This window comes from Pantoea sp. AS-PWVM4 (assembly GCF_000468095.1).
Lineage (GTDB): Bacteria > Pseudomonadota > Gammaproteobacteria > Enterobacterales > Enterobacteriaceae > Pantoea > Pantoea phytobeneficialis.
The window spans coordinates 1-18955 of record NZ_ASZC01000037.1 but is presented as its reverse complement, the minus strand read 5'-3'; the positions used below and the strand labels follow the sequence as shown (position 1 = coordinate 18955).

Annotated in this window: 18 protein-coding genes; 6 read left to right on the top strand and 12 right to left on the bottom strand. The window is 57.1% G+C overall.

Annotated features, from left to right (window positions below; genetic code table 11):
* Positions 1–23 precede the first annotated feature (23 nt).
* Complete coding sequence (locus tag L579_RS22835) at positions 24–239, top strand: YdgH/BhsA/McbA-like domain containing protein (protein WP_013508022.1); 216 nt, start codon at positions 24–26, stop codon at positions 237–239.
* A 117-nt stretch (positions 240–356) separates the two neighbouring features.
* On the opposite strand, the gene L579_RS22830 is transcribed toward L579_RS22835, so the two are convergent.
* The 5 genes from L579_RS22830 to L579_RS22810 form a co-directional block, all read right to left on the bottom strand.
* Positions 357–1319, bottom strand: coding sequence for a dihydrodipicolinate synthase family protein (locus L579_RS22830; RefSeq protein WP_021186480.1), 963 nt, complete (start codon positions 1317–1319; stop codon positions 357–359).
* Between the two features lie 149 nt (positions 1320–1468).
* Complete coding sequence (locus L579_RS22825) at positions 1469–2374, bottom strand: dihydrodipicolinate synthase family protein (RefSeq protein WP_021186479.1); 906 nt, start codon at positions 2372–2374, stop codon at positions 1469–1471.
* 25 nt (positions 2375–2399) lie between these two features.
* Positions 2400–3464, bottom strand: a complete 1065-nt coding sequence (locus L579_RS22820) for a proline racemase family protein (RefSeq protein WP_021186478.1) — start codon at positions 3462–3464, stop codon at positions 2400–2402.
* Positions 3457–4569: a mandelate racemase/muconate lactonizing enzyme family protein gene (locus L579_RS22815; RefSeq protein ID WP_021186477.1), complete on the bottom strand. Its 1113-nt coding sequence runs from the start codon at positions 4567–4569 to the stop codon at positions 3457–3459. Before L579_RS22815 ends, L579_RS22820 begins: the two co-directional genes overlap by 8 nt.
* Before the next feature lie 120 nt (positions 4570–4689).
* Entirely contained in the window at positions 4690–5910 is a 1221-nt protein-coding gene (locus L579_RS22810; protein ID WP_021186476.1) for a D-arabinono-1,4-lactone oxidase, read from the bottom strand.
* 180 nt (positions 5911–6090) lie between these two features.
* Between L579_RS22810 and L579_RS22805 the strand changes: the two genes are divergently transcribed.
* The 4 genes from L579_RS22805 to L579_RS22790 are packed head-to-tail and all read left to right on the top strand — an operon-like array spanning position 6091 to position 10852.
* On the top strand, positions 6091–6975 hold the full coding sequence (locus L579_RS22805) for an amino acid ABC transporter permease (protein WP_235056642.1): 885 nt from the start codon (positions 6091–6093) through the stop codon (positions 6973–6975).
* A gap of 1 nt (position 6976) precedes the next feature.
* The gene (locus L579_RS22800; protein WP_021186474.1) at positions 6977–7768 is read left to right on the top strand and encodes an amino acid ABC transporter ATP-binding protein; all 792 of its coding nucleotides are present in this window, start codon (positions 6977–6979) and stop codon (positions 7766–7768) included.
* A 21-nt stretch (positions 7769–7789) separates the two neighbouring features.
* Entirely contained in the window at positions 7790–9262 is a 1473-nt protein-coding gene (locus L579_RS22795; RefSeq protein WP_021186473.1) for an aldehyde dehydrogenase, read from the top strand.
* A 12-nt stretch (positions 9263–9274) separates the two neighbouring features.
* Entirely contained in the window at positions 9275–10852 is a 1578-nt protein-coding gene (locus L579_RS22790) for an aldehyde dehydrogenase (NADP(+)) (RefSeq protein WP_021186472.1), read from the top strand.
* A gap of 72 nt (positions 10853–10924) precedes the next feature.
* On the opposite strand, the gene L579_RS22785 is transcribed toward L579_RS22790, so the two are convergent.
* The 7 genes from L579_RS22785 to L579_RS22755 all read right to left on the bottom strand — a co-directional run bounded on the left by L579_RS22785 (position 10925) and on the right by L579_RS22755 (position 18026).
* Positions 10925–11362: a 6,7-dimethyl-8-ribityllumazine synthase gene (locus tag L579_RS22785; protein WP_021186471.1), complete on the bottom strand. Its 438-nt coding sequence runs from the start codon at positions 11360–11362 to the stop codon at positions 10925–10927.
* A gap of 33 nt (positions 11363–11395) precedes the next feature.
* Complete coding sequence (locus tag L579_RS22780) at positions 11396–12364, bottom strand: sugar-binding transcriptional regulator (protein ID WP_021186470.1); 969 nt, start codon at positions 12362–12364, stop codon at positions 11396–11398.
* A 121-nt stretch (positions 12365–12485) separates the two neighbouring features.
* Positions 12486–13343 (bottom strand): phosphogluconate dehydrogenase C-terminal domain-containing protein, encoded by an 858-nt coding sequence (locus L579_RS22775; protein ID WP_013512673.1) that lies wholly within the window; start codon positions 13341–13343, stop codon positions 12486–12488.
* A gap of 2 nt (positions 13344–13345) precedes the next feature.
* Entirely contained in the window at positions 13346–14158 is an 813-nt protein-coding gene (locus L579_RS22770; RefSeq protein ID WP_021186469.1) for a sugar phosphate isomerase/epimerase family protein, read from the bottom strand.
* Positions 14158–14934 carry a triose-phosphate isomerase family protein gene (locus L579_RS22765; RefSeq protein ID WP_021186468.1) on the bottom strand — a complete coding sequence of 259 codons (777 nt, stop codon included), beginning with the start codon at positions 14932–14934 and terminating at the stop codon, positions 14158–14160. The genes L579_RS22770 and L579_RS22765 overlap by 1 nt, the downstream gene beginning before the upstream one ends.
* A gap of 3 nt (positions 14935–14937) precedes the next feature.
* Positions 14938–16683, bottom strand: a complete 1746-nt coding sequence (locus L579_RS22760) for a dihydroxyacetone kinase family protein (protein WP_021186467.1) — start codon at positions 16681–16683, stop codon at positions 14938–14940.
* Entirely contained in the window at positions 16683–18026 is a 1344-nt protein-coding gene (locus L579_RS22755) for an MFS transporter (protein ID WP_021186466.1), read from the bottom strand. Before L579_RS22755 ends, L579_RS22760 begins: the two co-directional genes overlap by 1 nt.
* Before the next feature lie 434 nt (positions 18027–18460).
* Here L579_RS22755 and rpiB point away from each other — a divergent pair, with 434 nt between their 5' ends.
* Positions 18461–18919, top strand: a complete 459-nt coding sequence (gene rpiB / locus L579_RS22750) for a ribose 5-phosphate isomerase B (protein ID WP_021186464.1) — start codon at positions 18461–18463, stop codon at positions 18917–18919.
* The last annotated feature ends 36 nt before the right edge of the window (positions 18920–18955 follow it).

The following is an 18955-nucleotide window of genomic DNA, read 5'->3' as shown; positions in this document are numbered from 1 at the left end:
CAAACAAATTAAGGATTAAGACCATGAAAACTATCAAAGCACTGTCAATCGCCGCTGTAGCCGCTCTTTCCCTGATGTCAGCAGCCAGCTTCGCGCAAAGCATCTCTGTTACCTCTTCAACGCTGGACGGTGCAGAAGCCAAAATTGCTGCACAGGCCGCTCAGCAGGGTGCACAGTACAAAATCACCGAAGCGAACACCAATAACCGTGTTCACATGACCGCAGAATTGTACAAATAATAAATGTTGAGATGTATCAAGGCCGCCTGTTAAGGCGGCCTTTTTGTTTCTGGCATCGCTCGGGGACGTACGTTAATGGGAGGTAGTTGACCATCCTGCCTTAGTCCGGGTTGTACATCAGGCTTTTGTTTCCTGAACAACACCCGGCAGTTGACTCCAGTCGGCGTACCATGTGTTAAACAGCTTCAGTTGATGCTCCACATAACCGCGTTGGCTGGCGCTCAGTTCGTCACTGCTGTTGAAGTGCAGCGCGTATTCCCTGTCTCCCTGCAATACCATCATGTACTTGAAGAACAGCACCAGGTCCGGTCCCGCATCGAAGGATGACAGAATCGCCAGCGCCTGTTCCAGCTCTTGGGCGCGCTGGCGGGCTTCCGCATGGCCTGTTGCCGCAGTGCGTGACAGGTTGCACAGATGAATCACCTCTTTTGGCAGTACGTTGCCAATCCCGGTAATCGCACCGGTGGCACCACAATTGACAAAACCATGAACCACTGCGGTATCAACGCCCACCATCAAGGTGACATCATCATCGCGGCTGGTGATATGTTCGGCGGCGTAGCGCAGGTCATCCGGACCACCAAATTCTTTAAACCCAACCAGATTGGGATGCTCAGCGCGCAGGGCGAAGAACAGATCGGCGCGGGTGGCAAAGCCGTAATAGGGGCTGTTATAGATCACTGCCGGTAAATCCGGTGCCGCCGCGAGGATGGCTTTGAAATGTTCTTTCTGCGCGGAAATGACCGAGCCACGAGAGAGGACGCGCGGAATGACCATCAAGCCTTTTGCGCCCACCTGCTGGGCATGACGGGCATGGGCTACCGCAGACGCGGTATTGACGGCACCGGTGCCAACAATTACCGGCACTCCGGCCTTCGCCAGACGCTCAACCCCTTCCATGCGCTGCGCATCGGTCAGCAGCGGCCAGTCGCCCATTGAGCCGCAATAAACGACGGCCGACATACCCTTAGCTAATAATTGCTGTGCTTTACGCACCAGCCCATCAAAATCCGGCTGACGTTCCGCGGTGCAGGGCGTCATTAATGCGGGAATAACACCGGAAAATATCGCTGACTTCATGTTTTCATCTCCAGTTAATTTAAATGAATCACTTACGCGACAGCGAAAACGGCGCAGGGAAGGTCATCGTCAGAATAAATCTGAACGGCCCACGCAGGGTTTTTGGTTGTCGCGCCGCCTGGTAGGATCAGGCGGAAAATAAAACTGAATTAACGTGCAGCACCGGTCAGTAATGCCGGATCGATCTCCGCCAGGACATTTTTCAGTACCGCTTTCTGCTCGCTGCTGTATTGCGGAATCGGTGCACGTACCGGCCCGACTGACAGCCCCAGCAATTCACATGCGGCTTTCACGCCGCTGTTGTAGCGGCCTGATCCCAGCAGGCAAATCAGCGGATAAATCTGTCGCCAGACAGTCACCACCGTCTGATCATCGCCGCTCTGGCTGGCCTGATGCAGTTTCGCCAGCGCCGGTGCCATAAAGTTGGCAATCCCCATCACCATGCCCGGTGCTTTCAACATTAATGCCGGCAGCATTAAAACGTCTTCGCCATTCAGGAAATGGATTTCATCGGCATGTTCATTAATTAACGTACTCATCTGCATAATATTGGCAGAAGAGTCCTTCACATATTTCACCTGTGGAATTTCACGCGTCAGTTTTAATAAAAAATCGACGTCAAGATGTAATCCGGTAGCCGGTGGGAAGTTATAAGCGCAAATTGGCAGATCGGTGGCGTCTGCTACGCCTGCGTAATAGGCGAAGGCTTCGTTAAAGCCAATCGGCTCATAATAGGGGGTGGCGAGCATAATCGCGCTGGCTCCCACGTCCTGTGCGTGTCTGGAAAACGCGATGGCTTCACGCGTGGAGGTGGCACCGGTATGGGCCAGCACCGAAGCACGGCCAGCGGTCTGGTCCACCACAATTTCTACCAGACGCAGACGTTCATCGTGGGACAGCACCGAGAATTCTCCGGTACCGCCTGCGGGAACGAAACCGTCGACGCCATCTGCAATACCCTGCTCAACCAGCTTACGCAGTGCAACTTCATCGATTTTTTCACCGTCAGCGGTGAAAGGCGTAACGATGGCAGAAAGTACACCCTTAAGGATCATGTGCTGAATCTCCGTTAATAAATGATTAAAGCGGGGGAAAACCATCTGCGAGTGCGTCTTCCGCATCGGCAGCAAGGATAAGAAAACCGTTGATATAGGCCCGACAGGTGATTGCCGGTTTGATATACAAACGATCGGTGGTTTCGCGCACCTGTTGCGCGGTGACGCTAAAGGTCGATCCGATAATGCTGTGGGTCGTGACGGTGGAGTCGGGTGCGACTTTGCCTTCACTCACCAGCTTGGCGAACAGCGCGCTGGTGCCGGTGCCGCACGGCGAACGATCTATCACCCCTGGCGGGGCCACCACCACAATGCTGGCATCCTGCGGCTGTGCGGCATCGTAGTGATAAAACAGCACCTGATAGACATCCAGTTCCTTACCGGACAGAGGATCGCCTACCCCACCGGCGGTATATTCGGCGCGCAGCAGGCGTGCCAGCCGGACGATTTCCGTGGCGTTGTCTCGATCCAGCGATAACCCGATCTGGCTGGCATCCACCGAGATGTAGTAATCGCCACCGTACAGCAATTCAACCGGCATGGTGCGGCCATCAACCTGATACGGTTGTGGGGTTTTCACCACAAAGGATTCAACATTCACCATGGTCACGGTGGTGAAGCGCTCACCTTCACGGCGTGCGGTGATGCCAATCGGGCCAGCCGGGGTGCGGATGCGGAAAGCAGTTTGCTGCGGATGGTCCTGCCACAATGCTGGCAGCAGGTTCATCTCGACAATCACCGAGGCAAAACCAATCATGCAGTGGCCGCACATGGGGGGGTAAGAACCTGGCTCCATGATCACTGCGCCAATATCACAGTCGTCTTCCTGCGTGGCAATCGGCAGTACCGCGCAGGTCAGGCCGCCACCACGCGGCTCATGTACCAGACGACGCCGCCAGTGGTCGGCATGGTTGCGTAGCCACAGGCGCGCCGCATCCACCCCCTGCACGTTCTCCGGCAATGTGATGCCAGACAGCACGATGCGTGTCGGGTTGCCGCAGGTATGAGAATCCACCGCCAGAATCTCCTGGCGATCAGCGCGGTCGAGCCATGCCAGCGCGCTGGCGGGTAAAATGTGGCTATTATTCATGGCAATCCACCCGGAACAGCGGCTGACCGAGCAGGTCGCGATCAACCTTGATACCCAAACCAGGGGCTTGTGGTGCGGTCCCGCGACCCTGTTCTGAACGGGGTTGATAACCGGCGACATGTTCTTTGGTCCAGTCATTAAAGAACGAGGCGTGCAGCAGCGCCTCCGCGCGGGTACTGGCTGCCACATGCGCCACCGCTGCCGAGGTGACATCACCACCCCAGACATCTTCAATCACGATGGTCATACCGAGATCCTGCGCCAGGTCGCGCATGCGCACCGCACCGGTGATCCCGCCAACCCGCGCCAGTTTGATATTGACTGATACCGCTCCGGCATCATATTTGGCGCGATACAATTCGGCGGCGTTGACCACCGATTCATCCATCGATAATGGCAGGCTGCTCATGCGTTGGACCAGTGCACAATCCGCAGTGTCGCGGCAGGGTTGCTCAACAATAATGTCCAGCCCGGCCATTTCACGTACCGCTACCACCGCCGCCTGTAGGTTCCAGCCGCCATTGGCATCGGCAACAATCACCGCATCTTTATCACATGCCTCGACGACGCGACGGGTGCGCTCCGCATCTTCATAAGGATCGTTACCCACTTTCAGCTGGAAGCGGTTGATGCCTTCACGTTGACGCAGGCGCACAAACTCCGCCATCGCCGCGGGCGAGGAGAGTGGCACCGCCTCATACAGTGGAAAATCCGGCTGGGCGATACCGCCAATCAGTCGGGCAATCGGCAGACCGGCGGTTTTCCCCAACAGATCCCAGCAGGCGATATCGATCGCGCTTTTGGCGCTTTCCTGGCCGAGCAGCACCGCGTTCATTTGCTGGTGGATCAACGCCAGATTGGTGGGGTCAAGACCGATAAGTGCCGGTGCCATCGCCCGCACGCACTCCCGTGTGCCACCGACAAACGCGGGCAGGTAAGTTCCCCCGAGGGTGCAGCTCTCTCCCCAGCCTTCCTCACCACGGTCCGTCACCAGACGGACCAGGGTAGACGCCTGGCTTTGCGCAGCGCGCCCACCTGACATCACGTATTCACCGTGGGCGTAAGTCAGTTCATAGCCATACACTTCGATTGCAGCGATTTTCATCTGTCGGTGCCACCTTGCGTTGTTGGTAATGGGTAATATATTACATTCGACACTTGGGCTGTCAATCTGCTTTTTTCTTGCTCAATCCGCCGTTGTTGCGCGCCGAATCTGAATCGGTGATCAACTAAAGAGGGGCGCCAGGTGCGGATTGAGGAACAGGTTATGTGGGTCCATCTCACGACGCAGTTGCACGAAGCGGTTGAAATCCGGATACAGCTGAGCCACGCGCTGACGACTCAGAAAGTGCAATTTGCCCCAGTGGGGTCGCGCCTGAAATTCAGCCAGAGTGCTGTCCACCGCGCGCAGGAATGGCAGGTAGTTTTTACCAATTTCGCCGGAGACGGAGAGTGAGGTCGTGTCGCGGCCTGATTGCGCCGAAAGAAAACCCTGATCGGCTTTTTGCCAGCGCACCTGCAACGGTGACTGCGCATCGGGGAATTGTGTCAGCATCAGCTGTTGCAATGCCTGTACCGCCGCGCGGGCATCCCCGGCATCGACCATGTACTCCAGCTCATGGAATTTTGATTCGGTGGTGCCATCGGGGTAAATCCGCCAGGCCTGATCGGTACGGCGGTTAATCTCACCCACGGGAGTGCCGGGTGCGGCGTGAGGGACTTCGCGTAGTAACTTCACGAAGCAGTGCCCGGCAGGTACTGCGCCCAATTGATAGAGGTCGGCAGAATGCGCTCCCGGCATCCACCAGAAGGAAAAATGACGGTACTCACGCAGCAGAAAGTCCCACTGACTCCACACTTCCTCCATCGGCAAGATGATGTTTTCTTCGCGCAGGCTGTAGGCGGGAATCAGTTGTAGGCCAACCCGCAGCACCGGACCAAACATCCCCAGCGACACCTGCGCCGCACGTAACAGCTCCGGCGTGCTGGCATCGATATCCATCACCTCACCACGCCCGTTAACCACCCGCAGGCTGGTCACCTGAGATGAAATCGAACCGTAATGAATGCCCGATCCTTTGGTGCCGGTGGCAATCGCCCCGGCTATCGACTGCGCATCCACATCCCCCTGGTTGGCGATTGACATGCCCGCCTGCCACAGCGGTGCGCCGAGCGAGGCCAGTGTCGATCCGCCCCACACCTGCGTCTGCAACGTATCTGTGTCGCAGGCGATCACACCGTGTAACGCCGACAAATCCAGCAGCAGATTTTTGGTTGCCACCACCGGGGTAAACGAGTGGCCGCTACCCGCCACGCGCACGCTGTTTTTGGCTGCCAGCGCTTGCTGAATCAGGGCAATAGCTGTGGCTTCATCGGTGGGCCGGGAAAGACTGTCGCAGTCGAATGCCTGATTACCGCCCCAGTTCTGCCAGTGATGTTTGGTCATGTGTTGCTCTCCGCAATTTGTGATTAAGAGGTATTGACGCATAAAAAATAAACCAACATTATGTTAGCGGCTACCGGTTATCGATTACCAGGTGATTTTATCGCCTTACCAGGTTTAAACATGTTCAGGGGAACGCAAGTGACACAGACACAACTGTTAAATCGGCAGGTAATGAAAGATATGAGAGAGCTTGAACATATGCCCGTCGTCCCGTTGAGGCACCGTGGTCGCTGGTTTGCTGCGGGGGTTTTGCTGGTGATCGCCATCGGTTTGATTATCTCTGCCATCACCAATCCGCGCTTTCACTGGGACGCCGTAGGGCAATACCTTTTTGATGATTCGATCATCAGTGGACTCTACACCACCGCCTGGCTGACGCTGGCCTCTATGGCAATTGGCATCGTGCTGGGAACGGTGATTGCGCTGATGCGCATGTCGAAAAACCCGGTACTGTTCACCATTGCGTCGACCTATCTGTGGTTGTTTCGCGGTACACCGTTGCTGGTCCAGCTGATCTTCTGGTTCAACTTGTCAGCGCTCTATCCGCAAATCACTCTCGGTTTTCCGTTCGGCCCGAGTCTCGGGGCGTTTGATGCCAACAAGGTGATTACCGTCTATGCCGCCGCGCTGCTGGGGCTGGGCTTGAATGAAGGCGCGTATATGTCGGAGATTGTACGCTCCGGCCTGAGTGCGGTGCCGAATGGTCAACGTGAAGCGGCAGAAGCGCTGGGTATGTCGAGCTTCCGCGTGATGTTTCGCGTTATTTTACCCCAGGCGATGCGTATCATTATTCCACCTACTGGTAATCAGCTGATTGGCATGCTGAAAACCACTTCGCTGGTGAGCGTGATCGCGATGCAGGATCTGCTTTACTCCGCGCAGCTGATTTACACCAACAACTTTCAAACCATCCCACTGCTGATCGTGGCTTCGCTCTGGTATCTGGTGCTGACCACGGTGCTGTCCGTGCTGCAACATTATCTGGAAAAATATTTCGCGAAGAGTGAACAGCGCTCCACTGCGCCCGCCGCTGTTACGCAGGACCAACCGGAAAGGAGCTGTTGATATGGCCTCAGCCTATTCCCCCGTTATGGCCGGACAGTTTGCTGTCGTGGCACGGGGTATCGAAAAGTCCTATGGCAATCTGGCGGTGCTGAACGGCATCGACCTCACCGTTGAGTATGGTCGCGTGTGTTGCATCCTCGGTCCTTCAGGGTCCGGTAAAAGCACCTTTCTACGCTGTATGAACCATCTCGAGCGCATCGATCGTGGTCTGTTGCAGGTGGGGGGCGAGATGGTGGGCTACCGCGAACATCACGGCAAATTGTACGAAATGAAGAAGTCCGAAGTGGCACGCCAGCGTGCCGACATCGGTATGGTGTTCCAGGGCTTCAACCTGTTTCCGCATATGACGGTGCTGGAAAACATCATCGAAGCGCCGATCAACGTGCGACGCATGCGCAAGGCGGAAGCCATCGACCAGGCGATGACGCTGCTGGCAAAAGTAGGCCTGAGCGCCAAAGCCAATGCCTATCCGCGCACCCTTTCCGGTGGGCAGCAGCAACGCGTGGCGATCGCACGCGCTCTGGCGATGAAACCCAAACTGATGCTGTTTGATGAGCCAACCAGCGCCCTCGACCCGGAGCTGGTGGGCGAGGTGCTGAGCGTGATGCGCGAGCTGGCCGCTGAAGGCATGACCATGATTGTGGTGACACACGAACTCGGCTTTGCCCGCGAGGTGTGTGACCAGGTGGTGTTTATGGACAAAGGCGTGGTGATGGAACAAGGCTCGCCGTATGAATTCTTCCAGAACACACAGAATGCGCGTGCCAAAGCCTTTCTTGGCAAAGTTCTCTAACTCTAATCCGCTGGAGCGTTTATGACTTCCTTACCTGAGACTGTTCGTACCCAGGCATTGATCAATGGGCAGTTTGTTGCTGCCGAAAATGGCGCCGTGTTTGATAACTTCAACCCGGCCACCGGCCAGGTGCTGAACCAGATCGCTGCCTGTTCTGCCGGTGATGTGGATAAAGCGGTACAGGCCGCACGCGAGACCTTTCAGGCCGGGGTCTGGAGCCGTCTCGATCCGCGTGAGCGCAAACGTATTCTGCTGAAGTTCGCCAGCTTGCTGGAGCAGCACACCGCGGAACTGGCGCAACTGGACTCCATTGATGCCGGTAAGCCGATTACCGATTGTGAGAACTTCGATATCCCGGACGTGGTGAATAACGTGCGTTGGTATGCCGAGGCCATCGATAAAGTCTTTGGCAAAGTCTCACCAACGGGGGAAGGCAACCTCGGGCTGATTGTGCGTGAGCCCGTTGGGGTGGTCGGCATGGTGCTGCCGTGGAACTTCCCGGCGGCCACTCTCTCATGGAAAATCTCCCCGGCACTGGCGGCAGGAAACTCGATTGTGGTGAAACCGGCCGAGCTGGCATCGCTCTCTACTCTGCGCATTGGTGAACTGGCACTGGAAGCGGGTATCCCGGCGGGTGTGTTTAACGTGGTACCGGGGCTGGGCCATGTCGCGGGCAAGGCGCTCGGGTTGCATCAGGATGTGGATGCGCTGACCTTCACTGGCTCCACGGAAATTGGCCGTCAGTTCCTGCGCTACTCGGCCGACAGCAACCTGAAGAAAGTGGTGCTGGAGTGCGGTGGCAAAAGCCCGCAAATCATCATGCCGGATGTATCAGAGAACCTCGACAGCATCGCCGAAAACCTGGCAAACGCGGCCTTCTGGAATATGGGGCAGAACTGCACCTGCGGCTCACGCATTCTGGTGCATGAATCGATTAAAGATGCCTTTATGGTGGCTTTCACCAAAGCGGCGGCCATCTGGAAAAACGGTCAACCGGGCGATCGCGCCACCAAACTGGGGCCGATGATTGAACCCTCGGCGCTGAAACGCGTGCTGGGTGCCATCGAACAGGCGGTCAGCGAAGGCGGCAAGCTGGCACTGGGAGGCAAGCAGGTGCTGACCGAGTCCGGCGGCTGGTTTGTTGAGGCGACGATCATCGATCAGGTCACCGCAGAAATGACGCTGGCGCAGCAGGAAATCTTTGGCCCGGTGGTGGCTGTCATGACCTTTAGCAGCGAGGAAGAAGCGGTCGCGCTGGCGAATAACTCGGAATATGGCCTGGCGGCAACGGTGTTCGCCAATGATATCAACGTCGCTATCCGCATGGCGCGCCAGATTCAGGCGGGCACTGTGGCAGTGAATGGTTACGGCGAAGGGGATATCACCACGCCCTTTGGCGGCTATAAAACCTCTGGTTTTGGCGGCTACGACAAGGGTATCGAAGCCTTTGATCAATACACCCATGTGAAAACCGTCTGGGTTTCGCTTAGCTGATAAGGTCGTGTCATGAATCTGATGGGAAAAAACTATATCGGCGGCGAACGCAGCAGCCAGCATGCGCCGGAGCTGTGCAGCGTTGATGCCTGGAGCGGTGAGGCGCTGCCGTACCGCTTTAGCCAGGCAAGTCACCAGGAAGCAGAGCAAGCGTGTTTCGCGGCTGAGCGTGCGTTTGCACCTTACCAGGCACTGTCACCTGAACAGCGAGCGGTGTTTCTCGATGCCATCGCCGATGAACTTGATGCGCTGCCGGATGACTTTATCCAGTTGGTGATGCGGGAAACCGCGCTGCCGGAAGGGCGTATCCGCGGGGAACGCGCACGCACCAGCGGCCAGATGCGTTTGTTTGCCAGCGTGCTGCGGCGGGGCGATTATCTCGGCGTACGTATCGACACGGCATTGCCCGATCGCCAGCCGCTGGCAAGGCCGGATCTGCGCCAGCTTAAGGTCGGTGTCGGCCCGGTGGCGGTGTTTGGTGCCAGCAACTTCCCGCTGGCCTTCTCCACCGCCGGAGGCGATACCGCTGCCGCGCTGGCCGCCGGTTGTCCGGTGGTGGTGAAGGCGCACAGTGGCCATATGGCGACGGCGGAGTGCGTGGCGGATGCCATCATCCGCGCGGCAGAGAAGACCGCGATGCCGGCAGGTGTGTTTAACATGATTTATGGCGGCAGCATCGGTCAGGTGCTGGCACGTCACCCGGCAATCCAGGCGGTGGGTTTTACCGGTTCGCTGAAAGGTGGCCGGGCGTTATGCGATATTGCCGCCGCCCGTCCACAGCCGATTCCGGTGTTTGCCGAGATGAGCAGCATCAACCCGATGATCCTGCTGCCCGGCGCACTGGCGGTGCGCAGCGAACGAATCGCACGCGAACTGACCGATTCTGTCGTCGCCGGATGCGGCCAGTTCTGCACCAATCCCGGGCTGATTATCGGCATTGCCTCTCCTCAGTTCTCCGCTTTCCTCGCCATGATGGCGGAGAATATTCGCACCAGCCCGGCGCAGACCATGTTGAACCGTGGGGTGTTAAGCAGCTATGAACATGGCCTGTCGCAACTGCATCAACACCACAGCATCCATCATCTGGCCGGTGCGGTGCAACAGGGTAATCAGGCCGTGCCACAACTGTTTGCAGCGGATGCGTCGCTGCTGATTGATGGTGATGAAGTGTTGCAGGAGGAGGTATTTGGTCCGGTGACCATTGCCGTCACCGTACGCGACGAAGCGGAATTAGAGGCGGCGTTGCAGGGAGTACGTGGACAGCTGACCACCACGTTACTGGCCGAACCGCAGGATTTGCAGCAATTCGCTCATCTGGTGCCGCTGTTGCAGCGTAAGGCCGGACGGTTGCTGTTCAACGGTTATCCCACCGGGGTAGAAGTAAGTGATGCGATGGTACATGGCGGGCCGTATCCGGCCACTTCTGACGCACGCGGCACCTCAGTGGGAACGCTGGCCATCGACCGCTTCCTGCGTCCGGTGTGCTATCAGAACTACCCGCCGGAACTGCTGCCGGAGGCACTGAAACCTGATAACCCGCTCAAATTGCTGCGGTTGGTGAATGGGGCTTATAGTCGCGAAGCGGGTTGATAAAGCCCGGCGCCGGGCACTTAAAACGGCGAAAACCCTGATGCGTCATTATCCTCAGGGTTCTCGCCGGTATCAGTCGAGAGATAACTGGGTTATCGCCAGCACCGCGCGTGCCGCTTCTGCGCCTTTCTTCACAAAATGCTTTTCATAAAACTGAATAAATTCGTCGGCGGGTTGGAAATTGTGTGGCGTCAGTGAAACCGAGAACACCGGGACATTGGTGCTTAATTGCACATTCATCAGGCCATCCACGACCGCCTGAGCGACAAAATCATGACGATAAATGCCGCCATCGACCACCAGCGCGGCGCAGACAATGGCGTCATAGTGGCCGGTTTTTGCCAGGCGTTGTGCCAGTAAAGGCATTTCAAACGCACCAGGGACGTCCAGCGCCTTCACCTCGGCAGCGACATTTTGCAGCGTAAGTTCCTGCTGAAAACCTTCCAGCGCCTTACCGACAATCTCTTTATGCCAGCTGGCTTTAATAAAGGCGATATTCAATTTCTTCATAGTGACTCCAGTTTTCCACTGCAATTTCGGTATTTATTGTTTTGACAGGCTAAGAATAGTGCGAATATTTTGTGCCGTGGTGGCGATAATATCGATGGCACCGGTGCGCAGCGCGCCGAGAATCGCCATTGCTTTGGTATTCTCCGAGGCCACGGCGATGACACAGGGGATCTTACGGAGTTCATCAATACTAAGGCCAATCACCCGATCGTTCATCACAGTATCAACTTGTTGTCCCTGCGCATTAAAAAAAGCATAACCCGCGATGTCGCCAGTCACGCCCTGATTAACGCTGGCATCAATGATTTCATGGGGCGAGAACCAGCCCAGCTTCACCATATAACTGTTTTCATTCATATCACCGATGCCTACCAGCGCAATATCGGCTTTGCGTGCGCGATCCAGCGTCTCTTTAATGGTGCCGTTCTGCATAAAGGCATCTTTCAGCGCGCGGTTTTCCACGTAAGCCGGTGCATACAGTGTTTCGCTGGTGCCACCAAACTTTTTTGCCAGACGGCGGCTGATATGGTCTGCATTGATGGCATCACCAGGCCGGTGTGTGCCACCGATCCCGCAGATGAACTGACACTGGCGCATTGGCACCTGGCCGGGATGATCGGCGACTGCCGCCACGTTGCTGCCCTGACCGACGGCAACCACGGTGTTTTCTTTCAGCGACTGCGCCAGATGGGAGGAGACCAGCGCCGCCACCTGACGGCGTTGCTCGTCCGTATCCTGAAGGTCCAGCGCGATCAACGCGCGTTGCAGTTGCGGGAAACGTTCCAGGAGTTGTTGTTCGAGGCGGGTGCTAAATACCGGATGGTAACGCACGTTGATTTCAACGATGCCTTCTTCACGCGCGCGCTTCAGCAGACGGCCTACCTTAATGCGGGAGATACCAAACTTTTGCGCGATCTCTTCCTGAGTGATTTCGTCCTGATAATAGGCAACCGCAATTTCCGTCAGCAGCTCGGCATCCTGAGAGAGCGTGTTTTTATTCATGGGTTAACCTGCCTGACAGCGTGATATCTGAGTGAATCAATATGCGATAGGGGGGAGTTATATCACTGATACGACTCGCTTTACCAGACGGCGGCGCAGCGAGTCGCTATAGGCATCACGTTTAGCGGCGGATCGCGTCGATTTTCAGCATACGGGCGATCACGATATCCAGTTCTTTCTGATCGAAGATCTGTTTCCAGTCAGGTTTCACGATTTTCTCACGTCCGTACTCCATCGCGATCATACAGGCATCAGAGAACGGGTTGGTGGCACGGAACGCCACGGCCAGCGCAATCTGAATATGGCCGTACAGCATCGCTTTGGCGGCTTCTTCTGGCACGCCGCTGTGTTTCACGGTTTCATCCAGCGCTTCTTTCATAAAGGCACCGACCATACAGGCCACGGTTTCCACCAGCGTCGGCTCCAGATAAGCCAGTTGCGTCACCGTTACCCAATGAACCTGCTCAACCGGGCCGTACATCACGCTGATCACTTTGCTCAGTTCAGCTTTTTGCGCGTCGCTGCCGGTTTCATAAGACGCGGCGACATGCTGGACGGCGGCCACACCACCAAAGGCATCGGCGTGTTCTTCCTTGGTGTAACGCGCCAGGAAGACTGAAGGGTGGCAGGGATGGGCCACGGCGTATTCAATGCCGTCGCGTTGTGCAATCAGGTTGGCGTACGCTGCTGCCGGATCGAGAGTCAGCAATACCGCACCTTTTTTCATCTGCGGCACAACGCCTTCAGAGACTTTGCCCAACACAATATCCGGCACCGCCAAAATCACCACGTCACTCAGGGGCACCACCGATGCCGCATCTGACAGCTCACGCCCCTGGGCAGTAACCTGTTCCTGCGCTTTGGCTGAGTTTTCACAGTAAAACACCTGATAGTCGCTTTTCTGGAAATTGGCAGAAATGCGCATGCCCATTTTGCCGCCTGCGCCAATAACGGTGATGGTTTTCAGTGTATTGCTCATGGTTATGACTCCTGATCTTGTTTACTACGTAAGAATTCCACGGTGCGGCGCGTCCATTCGGCTTCGCGCTCACAGGTAAGGGCTGCATCGTCCTGCCACGGCAGCCAGTGTTCGACGATCTGATTAATGTCCCGTTCCGCCGGGCGCACGCTGGCAATCATCCGGTCGTAATCGAGCAGGCCGTCACCCATCGGGCAACCGGCAAAGGTAAAGCCGACCCAACCGTCGCGGCGGGTGAAAGCGAAGTCTTTGATATGCAGATTGCCGACGCGCGCGGCGGTATTGGCAATCACCTGTTCCGGCAACTCCAGCCCGGCTACGCAGTTCGCGGGGTCAAGGCAGACGCACAGCCAGGGGGAGAGAAATTTGTTGATGACCGACATCATTGCGCCGCTGTTGACCTGCTCATAGGTTTCCAGGCACAGCCGCACCTGCTGACGGGCAAAATCCGGCAGCACGGCGGCGATAAGCGTACTGGCTTCTTCCAGTGACGGGCGATGGTCAGCGGTGTAGAACATCGAACGCACCACGCGGGCATCGAGGATTGCGGCCATATGCAGGTAACGGCGCAGATGCGCGGTGCCGAGGCCACGGGTGCCCAGCTCCAGCGTGATGCCCAGCGCATCCGCCTGCTGGCGCAGCGTCTGCAACTGTTCATCTGACCAGCTTTCAATCGCCGGATAATCGCAGATCTGGAAAACTGACACGTTCAGCGCCGCCGTCTGCTCCAGCATCTGGCTGAGCGTGAGTGGCTGAGGGACTTTCGCTGACATGCGCCAGAAAAACGCATAGGTACTGAGTCCGATACGGCTCATTAACGGATCTCCTTTAAAAGCACACTGGCTTCATCAACAATTTGCGCCAGCGCCTGCGGGTCATGAGCAAAACGCCCGAGAAACAGCCCATCTACGCTGCCGTCCAGACGCTGAATCAATCCCGGCCCGGCGCTGCCGCCGTAAATCACCTGTAAGGTAATGCCTTGTGGCGTGGGTAACTGGCGCAGTCCGTCACAGACCGCCCGGATATAGCTGTCCGGTGCGGGCTGCGGCGCGCCAATCGCCCACTGCGGTTCGTAAGCAAACAACAGGCTGCCTTGCAAACCCTGGTGTTCCGCTTCTGCTAATGCTTCTGCCAGTTGCTGCGCACAGAGCGCAATCGCCTGCTCAGGTTGGCCTTGCTGTTCTTCACCGATGCACAGCACCGGGGCCAGACCGTGGCGCAGTGACATCGCCACTTTGGCGGCGATCTGGGTTTTATCTTCATGGAAGTGACGGCGGCGTTCGGCATGACCAATTTCCGCCAGTGAACAGCGCAACTCCTGCAACATGCTGGCGCTGACTTCACCGGTCCATGCGCCATTTGCTGCCTGACATACGTCCTGTGCGCCAAAACGCACCGGGGTATCGGCAAAGATCTCTGCCACTGCCGGGATCGCCGGGAAGGCGGGCAATACAAACAACCCGATGTCGCCTTGTTGAATGGCCGGATGGCGTTGCGCCAGCGCGGCGACTTCCCGACACCATGTCAGCGTTTGCTGATAGCCAAAGTACATTTTCAGGCTGACGCCAAGCCAGACTTTCGGTTGCGCCATCGGTCAGGCTCCCTGCTCGCTGGTGGTTTGCTGTTTCAACAAATCACCCACGGTATTGACCACCATCGCCAGCGAAATGGCCCCGGCATCGGGTGTACCCAGACTTTTCTCGGCCAGCGGGCGTGCACGTCCCATCTTCGGCAGCAGTTGAGCGGTGGCCTGCGCGGCCTGTTCGGCCACCCCGGCTGCCGTCAGCCAGGCATCGGTCAACGACACGCCTTTGGCTACCGCCGCACTCAGGCTGTCGCTGAAGGGGACCAGCACATCCACCATAGTTTTGTCACCCACGCGGGCTTTGCCAAAATGCATAATGCCTTCTTTTGCGTGCCGCACACCGTTGGCGACGCGTCGCGCATCAGGTGCATGCTGATCGCCAATCGCGGTGCCGAGTGCAGTCAGCGCCACGCCCCATAACGCACCGGAGGTGCCACCGGCTTTATCCGCCCAGGCATCCGCTGCGCGACACAACAGGCTGCCCGCTCCGGCACCGCGAGCAGCGACGTCACGCGCTTTCGCCACGGCACCGAGTGAACCACGTTCCATACCAATGCCGTGATCGCCATCGCCTGCGACCGCATCGATATCGCCCAACTGCTGCGCATTGCGTTGCAACATGGCGGTCACCGCTTCCAGTAGTTGCAGCACGCGCTGCGCACTCTCCTGCGATTCGGCGGAAGCGGGCGGCAGCGGTTCTTCCGCGCTTTCCAGACATTCCGCCACGCTGAGCGGCTCGGCGGCAATCACGCTACCTTTGCGATAGGCAGGGGTATTGGCCGGGGCGCGCCAGAAGGTTTCCAGTTCATCATCCAGCCACATCAGCGTCAGGGAAGCCCCGGCCATATTGAAGCTGGTGACAAACTCGCCGACATCCGGCTCCACCACCTGCAATTGTGCCTCGGCCAGCAGTTGTGCCACCCGGCGATACACCACAAACAGTTCTTCGTATTTCACCGAGCCGAGGCCGTTCAGGATTACCGCGACCCGTTGACCGGCGGGTTTCTCGATGCCCGGGGGCAGTTCACCCAGCAGACGATCGACGAAGATCTCCGCAAGCACATCGGCGCGCGGGACATCGTCTTCTTTAATACCGGGTTCGCCGTGGATCCCCATCCCCAGCGCCATCCGTCCTTTTTCTACTTCAAACAACGGATGTTGCGCGCCCGGCAGACTACAGCCGGAAAACGCCACGCCAAATGATCGGGTGCGTTCATTGGCGTGTTGCGCCAGTTTCAACACCGCAGCGAGGTCATAGCCGGCTTCTGCTGCGGCACAGGCGGCTTTGAACACCGTCAGATCCCCCGCCACGCCGCGACGTTTTTCACGTTCGTTGACGCTGGCACTGGAGATATCGTCGGTGACTGCCAGCACTTCGCAGGCAATACCTTCAGCGCGCAGACGTTCACAGGCCTGGCCGAAATGCAGCACATCACCGGCATAGTTACCGAACATCAGCAGCACGCCTGCGCCGTTATGGGCAGCGCGCGCTACGTTGTAGATTTGCTGCGCCGATGGGGAGGCGAACAGGTTGCCCATCGCCGCACCGTGTGCCAGACCTTGTCCAACCAACCCGGCGAAGGCCGGGTAGTGACCGGAACCGCCTCCCACCACCACCGCGACGGTATCAGCCTGGCTGCGGGTGCTGCGTACCACGCCGCCCGGTACCTGACGCACTTTGTCAGCGTTTGCCGCGACAAATCCTTCTATCAGTTCTGCGGCAAAGGCCGAAGGTTGGTTAAACAGGTACGTCATTATTGTTGCTCCTGTGCGAGAGAAGTTGGCTGATGCAGAGGTTGTGGACGGCGGCGGTTAAGCAGCAACATCAGGACGGCTGACAGCAACATGAATCCTCCTACCACAAACATCGGCAGGGCATAGCTTTGGGTCGCGTCGTGCAGCGCGCCGGTGATATAGCCGGCAGAGAAACCGGCCACGTTGCCCAGGGTATTGATCAGGGCGATGGCGGCGGCGGCTGAGGCACCGGTCAGGAATTGCGTCGGTAAGGTCCAGAAATTAGGTAAGGCCGCAAAAATCGAGCTGGCGGTGATGGCGATCACCAGAATGGTGGTCAGTGGCGAATCCATGTAAAGCGCCAGCGGTACGCTGATGCCGCCCGCCATCGCCGGAATCGCGATGTGCCAGGTTTTGCAGCCACGACGGGTAGCATCCTTTGACCAGAAGAACATCACTACGGCGGCAATCAGATAGGGCACGCCAGTAATCAGCCCTTTCTGCATTACGTTAAAGGTGGTGCCAAACTGCTGCTGGAAGCCCGCGATAATGGTAGGCAGGAAGAATGCCAGCGCATACAGACCATAGATAAAGCCGAAGTAGATCAGACACAGCATCCAGACGCGGCCATTGCCCATTACCGAACGTACGCTGTGGTGAGCTTTGTGTTGTTTCTGCTGATGCTCGGCGTCCAGTTCGCGGGTCAGCCAATCTTTCTCCTCAGCATTGAGCCATTTGGCCTGACGCGGGGAATCCACCAGCCAGAACAACGCCGCGATACCAATCAGAATCGCCGGAATCGAGACACCCATAAACATTACGCGCCAGCCTTCCAGACCGAACAAACCGTGTTGCTCAATCAGGCCAGCGGCCATCGGCGCGCCAAACACCACCGTCAGCGGCTGGGCGAGGTAGAACAGCGACAGGATCTTGCTGCGGTGGCGTGCCGGTACCCACATGCTCAGATAAAGAATTGCGCCGGGGAAGAAGCCCGCTTCGGCAATACCCAGCAGCAGACGCAGGGTGTACAAGCCTTCTACGCTGCTGACCCAGGTGAACAGCAACGACACAATTCCCCAGCTGATCATGATGCGAGCCAGCCAACGGCGTGCGCCGAAGCGATGCAGCGCCAGGTTGCTTGGCACTTCCAGCAGGATATAACCGATAAAAAACACGCCAGAGGCCAGGCCAAACTGCAACGCGGTGAGGCCCAGATCCTGGGTCATACCATTCGGACCGGCAAAGGAGATGGCGGTGCGATCAAGGAAGTTGATAAAGAACATCAGCGCGACGAACGGCACCAGGCGCCAGGATATTTTGCGGATAGCGGATTGCTCCACCGCCGCCAGATTTGGCTGACTCATAACGCACCTCCATGACGTGCGTGGTTGAACTTGATAAGTGGTGTTGGCCAGACGCAAACGGCGCGATGGCGGCAGGTGATACAGGGCTGATTACACATATTCGAGTCCTTCAAGGGTCTTCTTGTGCTTTGGTATCTGTAGCGAACAAATGAACATTACACGGATAAATGAGCGGCTCTCAAGCGCCATTTTTGAAAATTGTGAGACGGCTCATATGTTATGAAACTGATCAATAATTCGGAGTTTGTGGCGTAAAAAAGCGCTGCGCCTTGTTTTGTGCGGCTCTTGTGGCGGGTGTCTGGCAATGTTTCAGCAACAAAACAAAAGAACTCATATTGAACATATGAACGATATTGTGGCAGGCTGTAGGCGAAGAAGAGTTGATCGCCTGTGTTGCACACAGGCATGAGCGCATAACCTGCTGGAGAAGATGTATGAAAACCATTGCCATTGGTGCCGATGACGCGGCTATCGATTTGAAAAACCTGATTAAACGCTATCTGGAAGAGAAGCAGTACGATGTCCAGGATTACAGCAACGACGCGCAGAATGATCGTCCGATGTATCCGGATGTCGCGTTTGCGCTGGCAACCGCCATCCAGCAGGGCGAGCATGATCGTGGCATTCTGCTGTGCGGCACCGGCATTGGGGTGGCGATTGTGGCGAACAAAGTCGCTGGCGTGCGCGCGGCGCAATGCCATGACACCTTCTCAGCGGAACGCGCACGCAAAAGTAACAACGCGCAAATCATGACGATGGGATCCCGCGTGATTGGACCGGAGCTGGCAAAGAATATCGTTAATGCCTGGTTGGCGTCGGAGTTTGAAGGCGGTGGTTCAACCGCGAAAGTCGAAAAAATTGGCTACTACGAACAGGTGTGTCAGGCGAAGTAACTATGGGCGGCGTGCCGATGAGCGAGTTGCAGAACT

What these genes read in the sequence shown, in the direction of transcription:
- L579_RS22835 (WP_013508022.1), top strand. Translation starts at nt 24, where the DNA reads ATGAAAACTATCAAAGCACTGTCAATCGCCGCTGTAGCCGCTCTTTCC.
- L579_RS22830 (WP_021186480.1), bottom strand. Translation starts at nt 1,319, where the DNA reads ATGAAGTCAGCGATATTTTCCGGTGTTATTCCCGCATTAATGACGCCC.
- L579_RS22825 (WP_021186479.1), bottom strand. Translation starts at nt 2,374, where the DNA reads ATGATCCTTAAGGGTGTACTTTCTGCCATCGTTACGCCTTTCACCGCT.
- L579_RS22820 (WP_021186478.1), bottom strand. Translation starts at nt 3,464, where the DNA reads ATGAATAATAGCCACATTTTACCCGCCAGCGCGCTGGCATGGCTCGAC.
- L579_RS22815 (WP_021186477.1), bottom strand. Translation starts at nt 4,569, where the DNA reads ATGAAAATCGCTGCAATCGAAGTGTATGGCTATGAACTGACTTACGCC.
- L579_RS22810 (WP_021186476.1), bottom strand. Translation starts at nt 5,910, where the DNA reads ATGACCAAACATCACTGGCAGAACTGGGGCGGTAATCAGGCATTCGAC.
- L579_RS22805 (WP_235056642.1), top strand. Translation starts at nt 6,091, where the DNA reads ATGAGAGAGCTTGAACATATGCCCGTCGTCCCGTTGAGGCACCGTGGT.
- L579_RS22800 (WP_021186474.1), top strand. Translation starts at nt 6,977, where the DNA reads ATGGCCTCAGCCTATTCCCCCGTTATGGCCGGACAGTTTGCTGTCGTG.
- L579_RS22795 (WP_021186473.1), top strand. Translation starts at nt 7,790, where the DNA reads ATGACTTCCTTACCTGAGACTGTTCGTACCCAGGCATTGATCAATGGG.
- L579_RS22790 (WP_021186472.1), top strand. Translation starts at nt 9,275, where the DNA reads ATGAATCTGATGGGAAAAAACTATATCGGCGGCGAACGCAGCAGCCAG.
- L579_RS22785 (WP_021186471.1), bottom strand. Translation starts at nt 11,362, where the DNA reads ATGAAGAAATTGAATATCGCCTTTATTAAAGCCAGCTGGCATAAAGAG.
- L579_RS22780 (WP_021186470.1), bottom strand. Translation starts at nt 12,364, where the DNA reads ATGAATAAAAACACGCTCTCTCAGGATGCCGAGCTGCTGACGGAAATT.
- L579_RS22775 (WP_013512673.1), bottom strand. Translation starts at nt 13,343, where the DNA reads ATGAGCAATACACTGAAAACCATCACCGTTATTGGCGCAGGCGGCAAA.
- L579_RS22770 (WP_021186469.1), bottom strand. Translation starts at nt 14,158, where the DNA reads ATGAGCCGTATCGGACTCAGTACCTATGCGTTTTTCTGGCGCATGTCA.
- L579_RS22765 (WP_021186468.1), bottom strand. Translation starts at nt 14,934, where the DNA reads ATGGCGCAACCGAAAGTCTGGCTTGGCGTCAGCCTGAAAATGTACTTT.
- L579_RS22760 (WP_021186467.1), bottom strand. Translation starts at nt 16,683, where the DNA reads ATGACGTACCTGTTTAACCAACCTTCGGCCTTTGCCGCAGAACTGATA.
- L579_RS22755 (WP_021186466.1), bottom strand. Translation starts at nt 18,026, where the DNA reads ATGAGTCAGCCAAATCTGGCGGCGGTGGAGCAATCCGCTATCCGCAAA.
- rpiB (WP_021186464.1), top strand. Translation starts at nt 18,461, where the DNA reads ATGAAAACCATTGCCATTGGTGCCGATGACGCGGCTATCGATTTGAAA.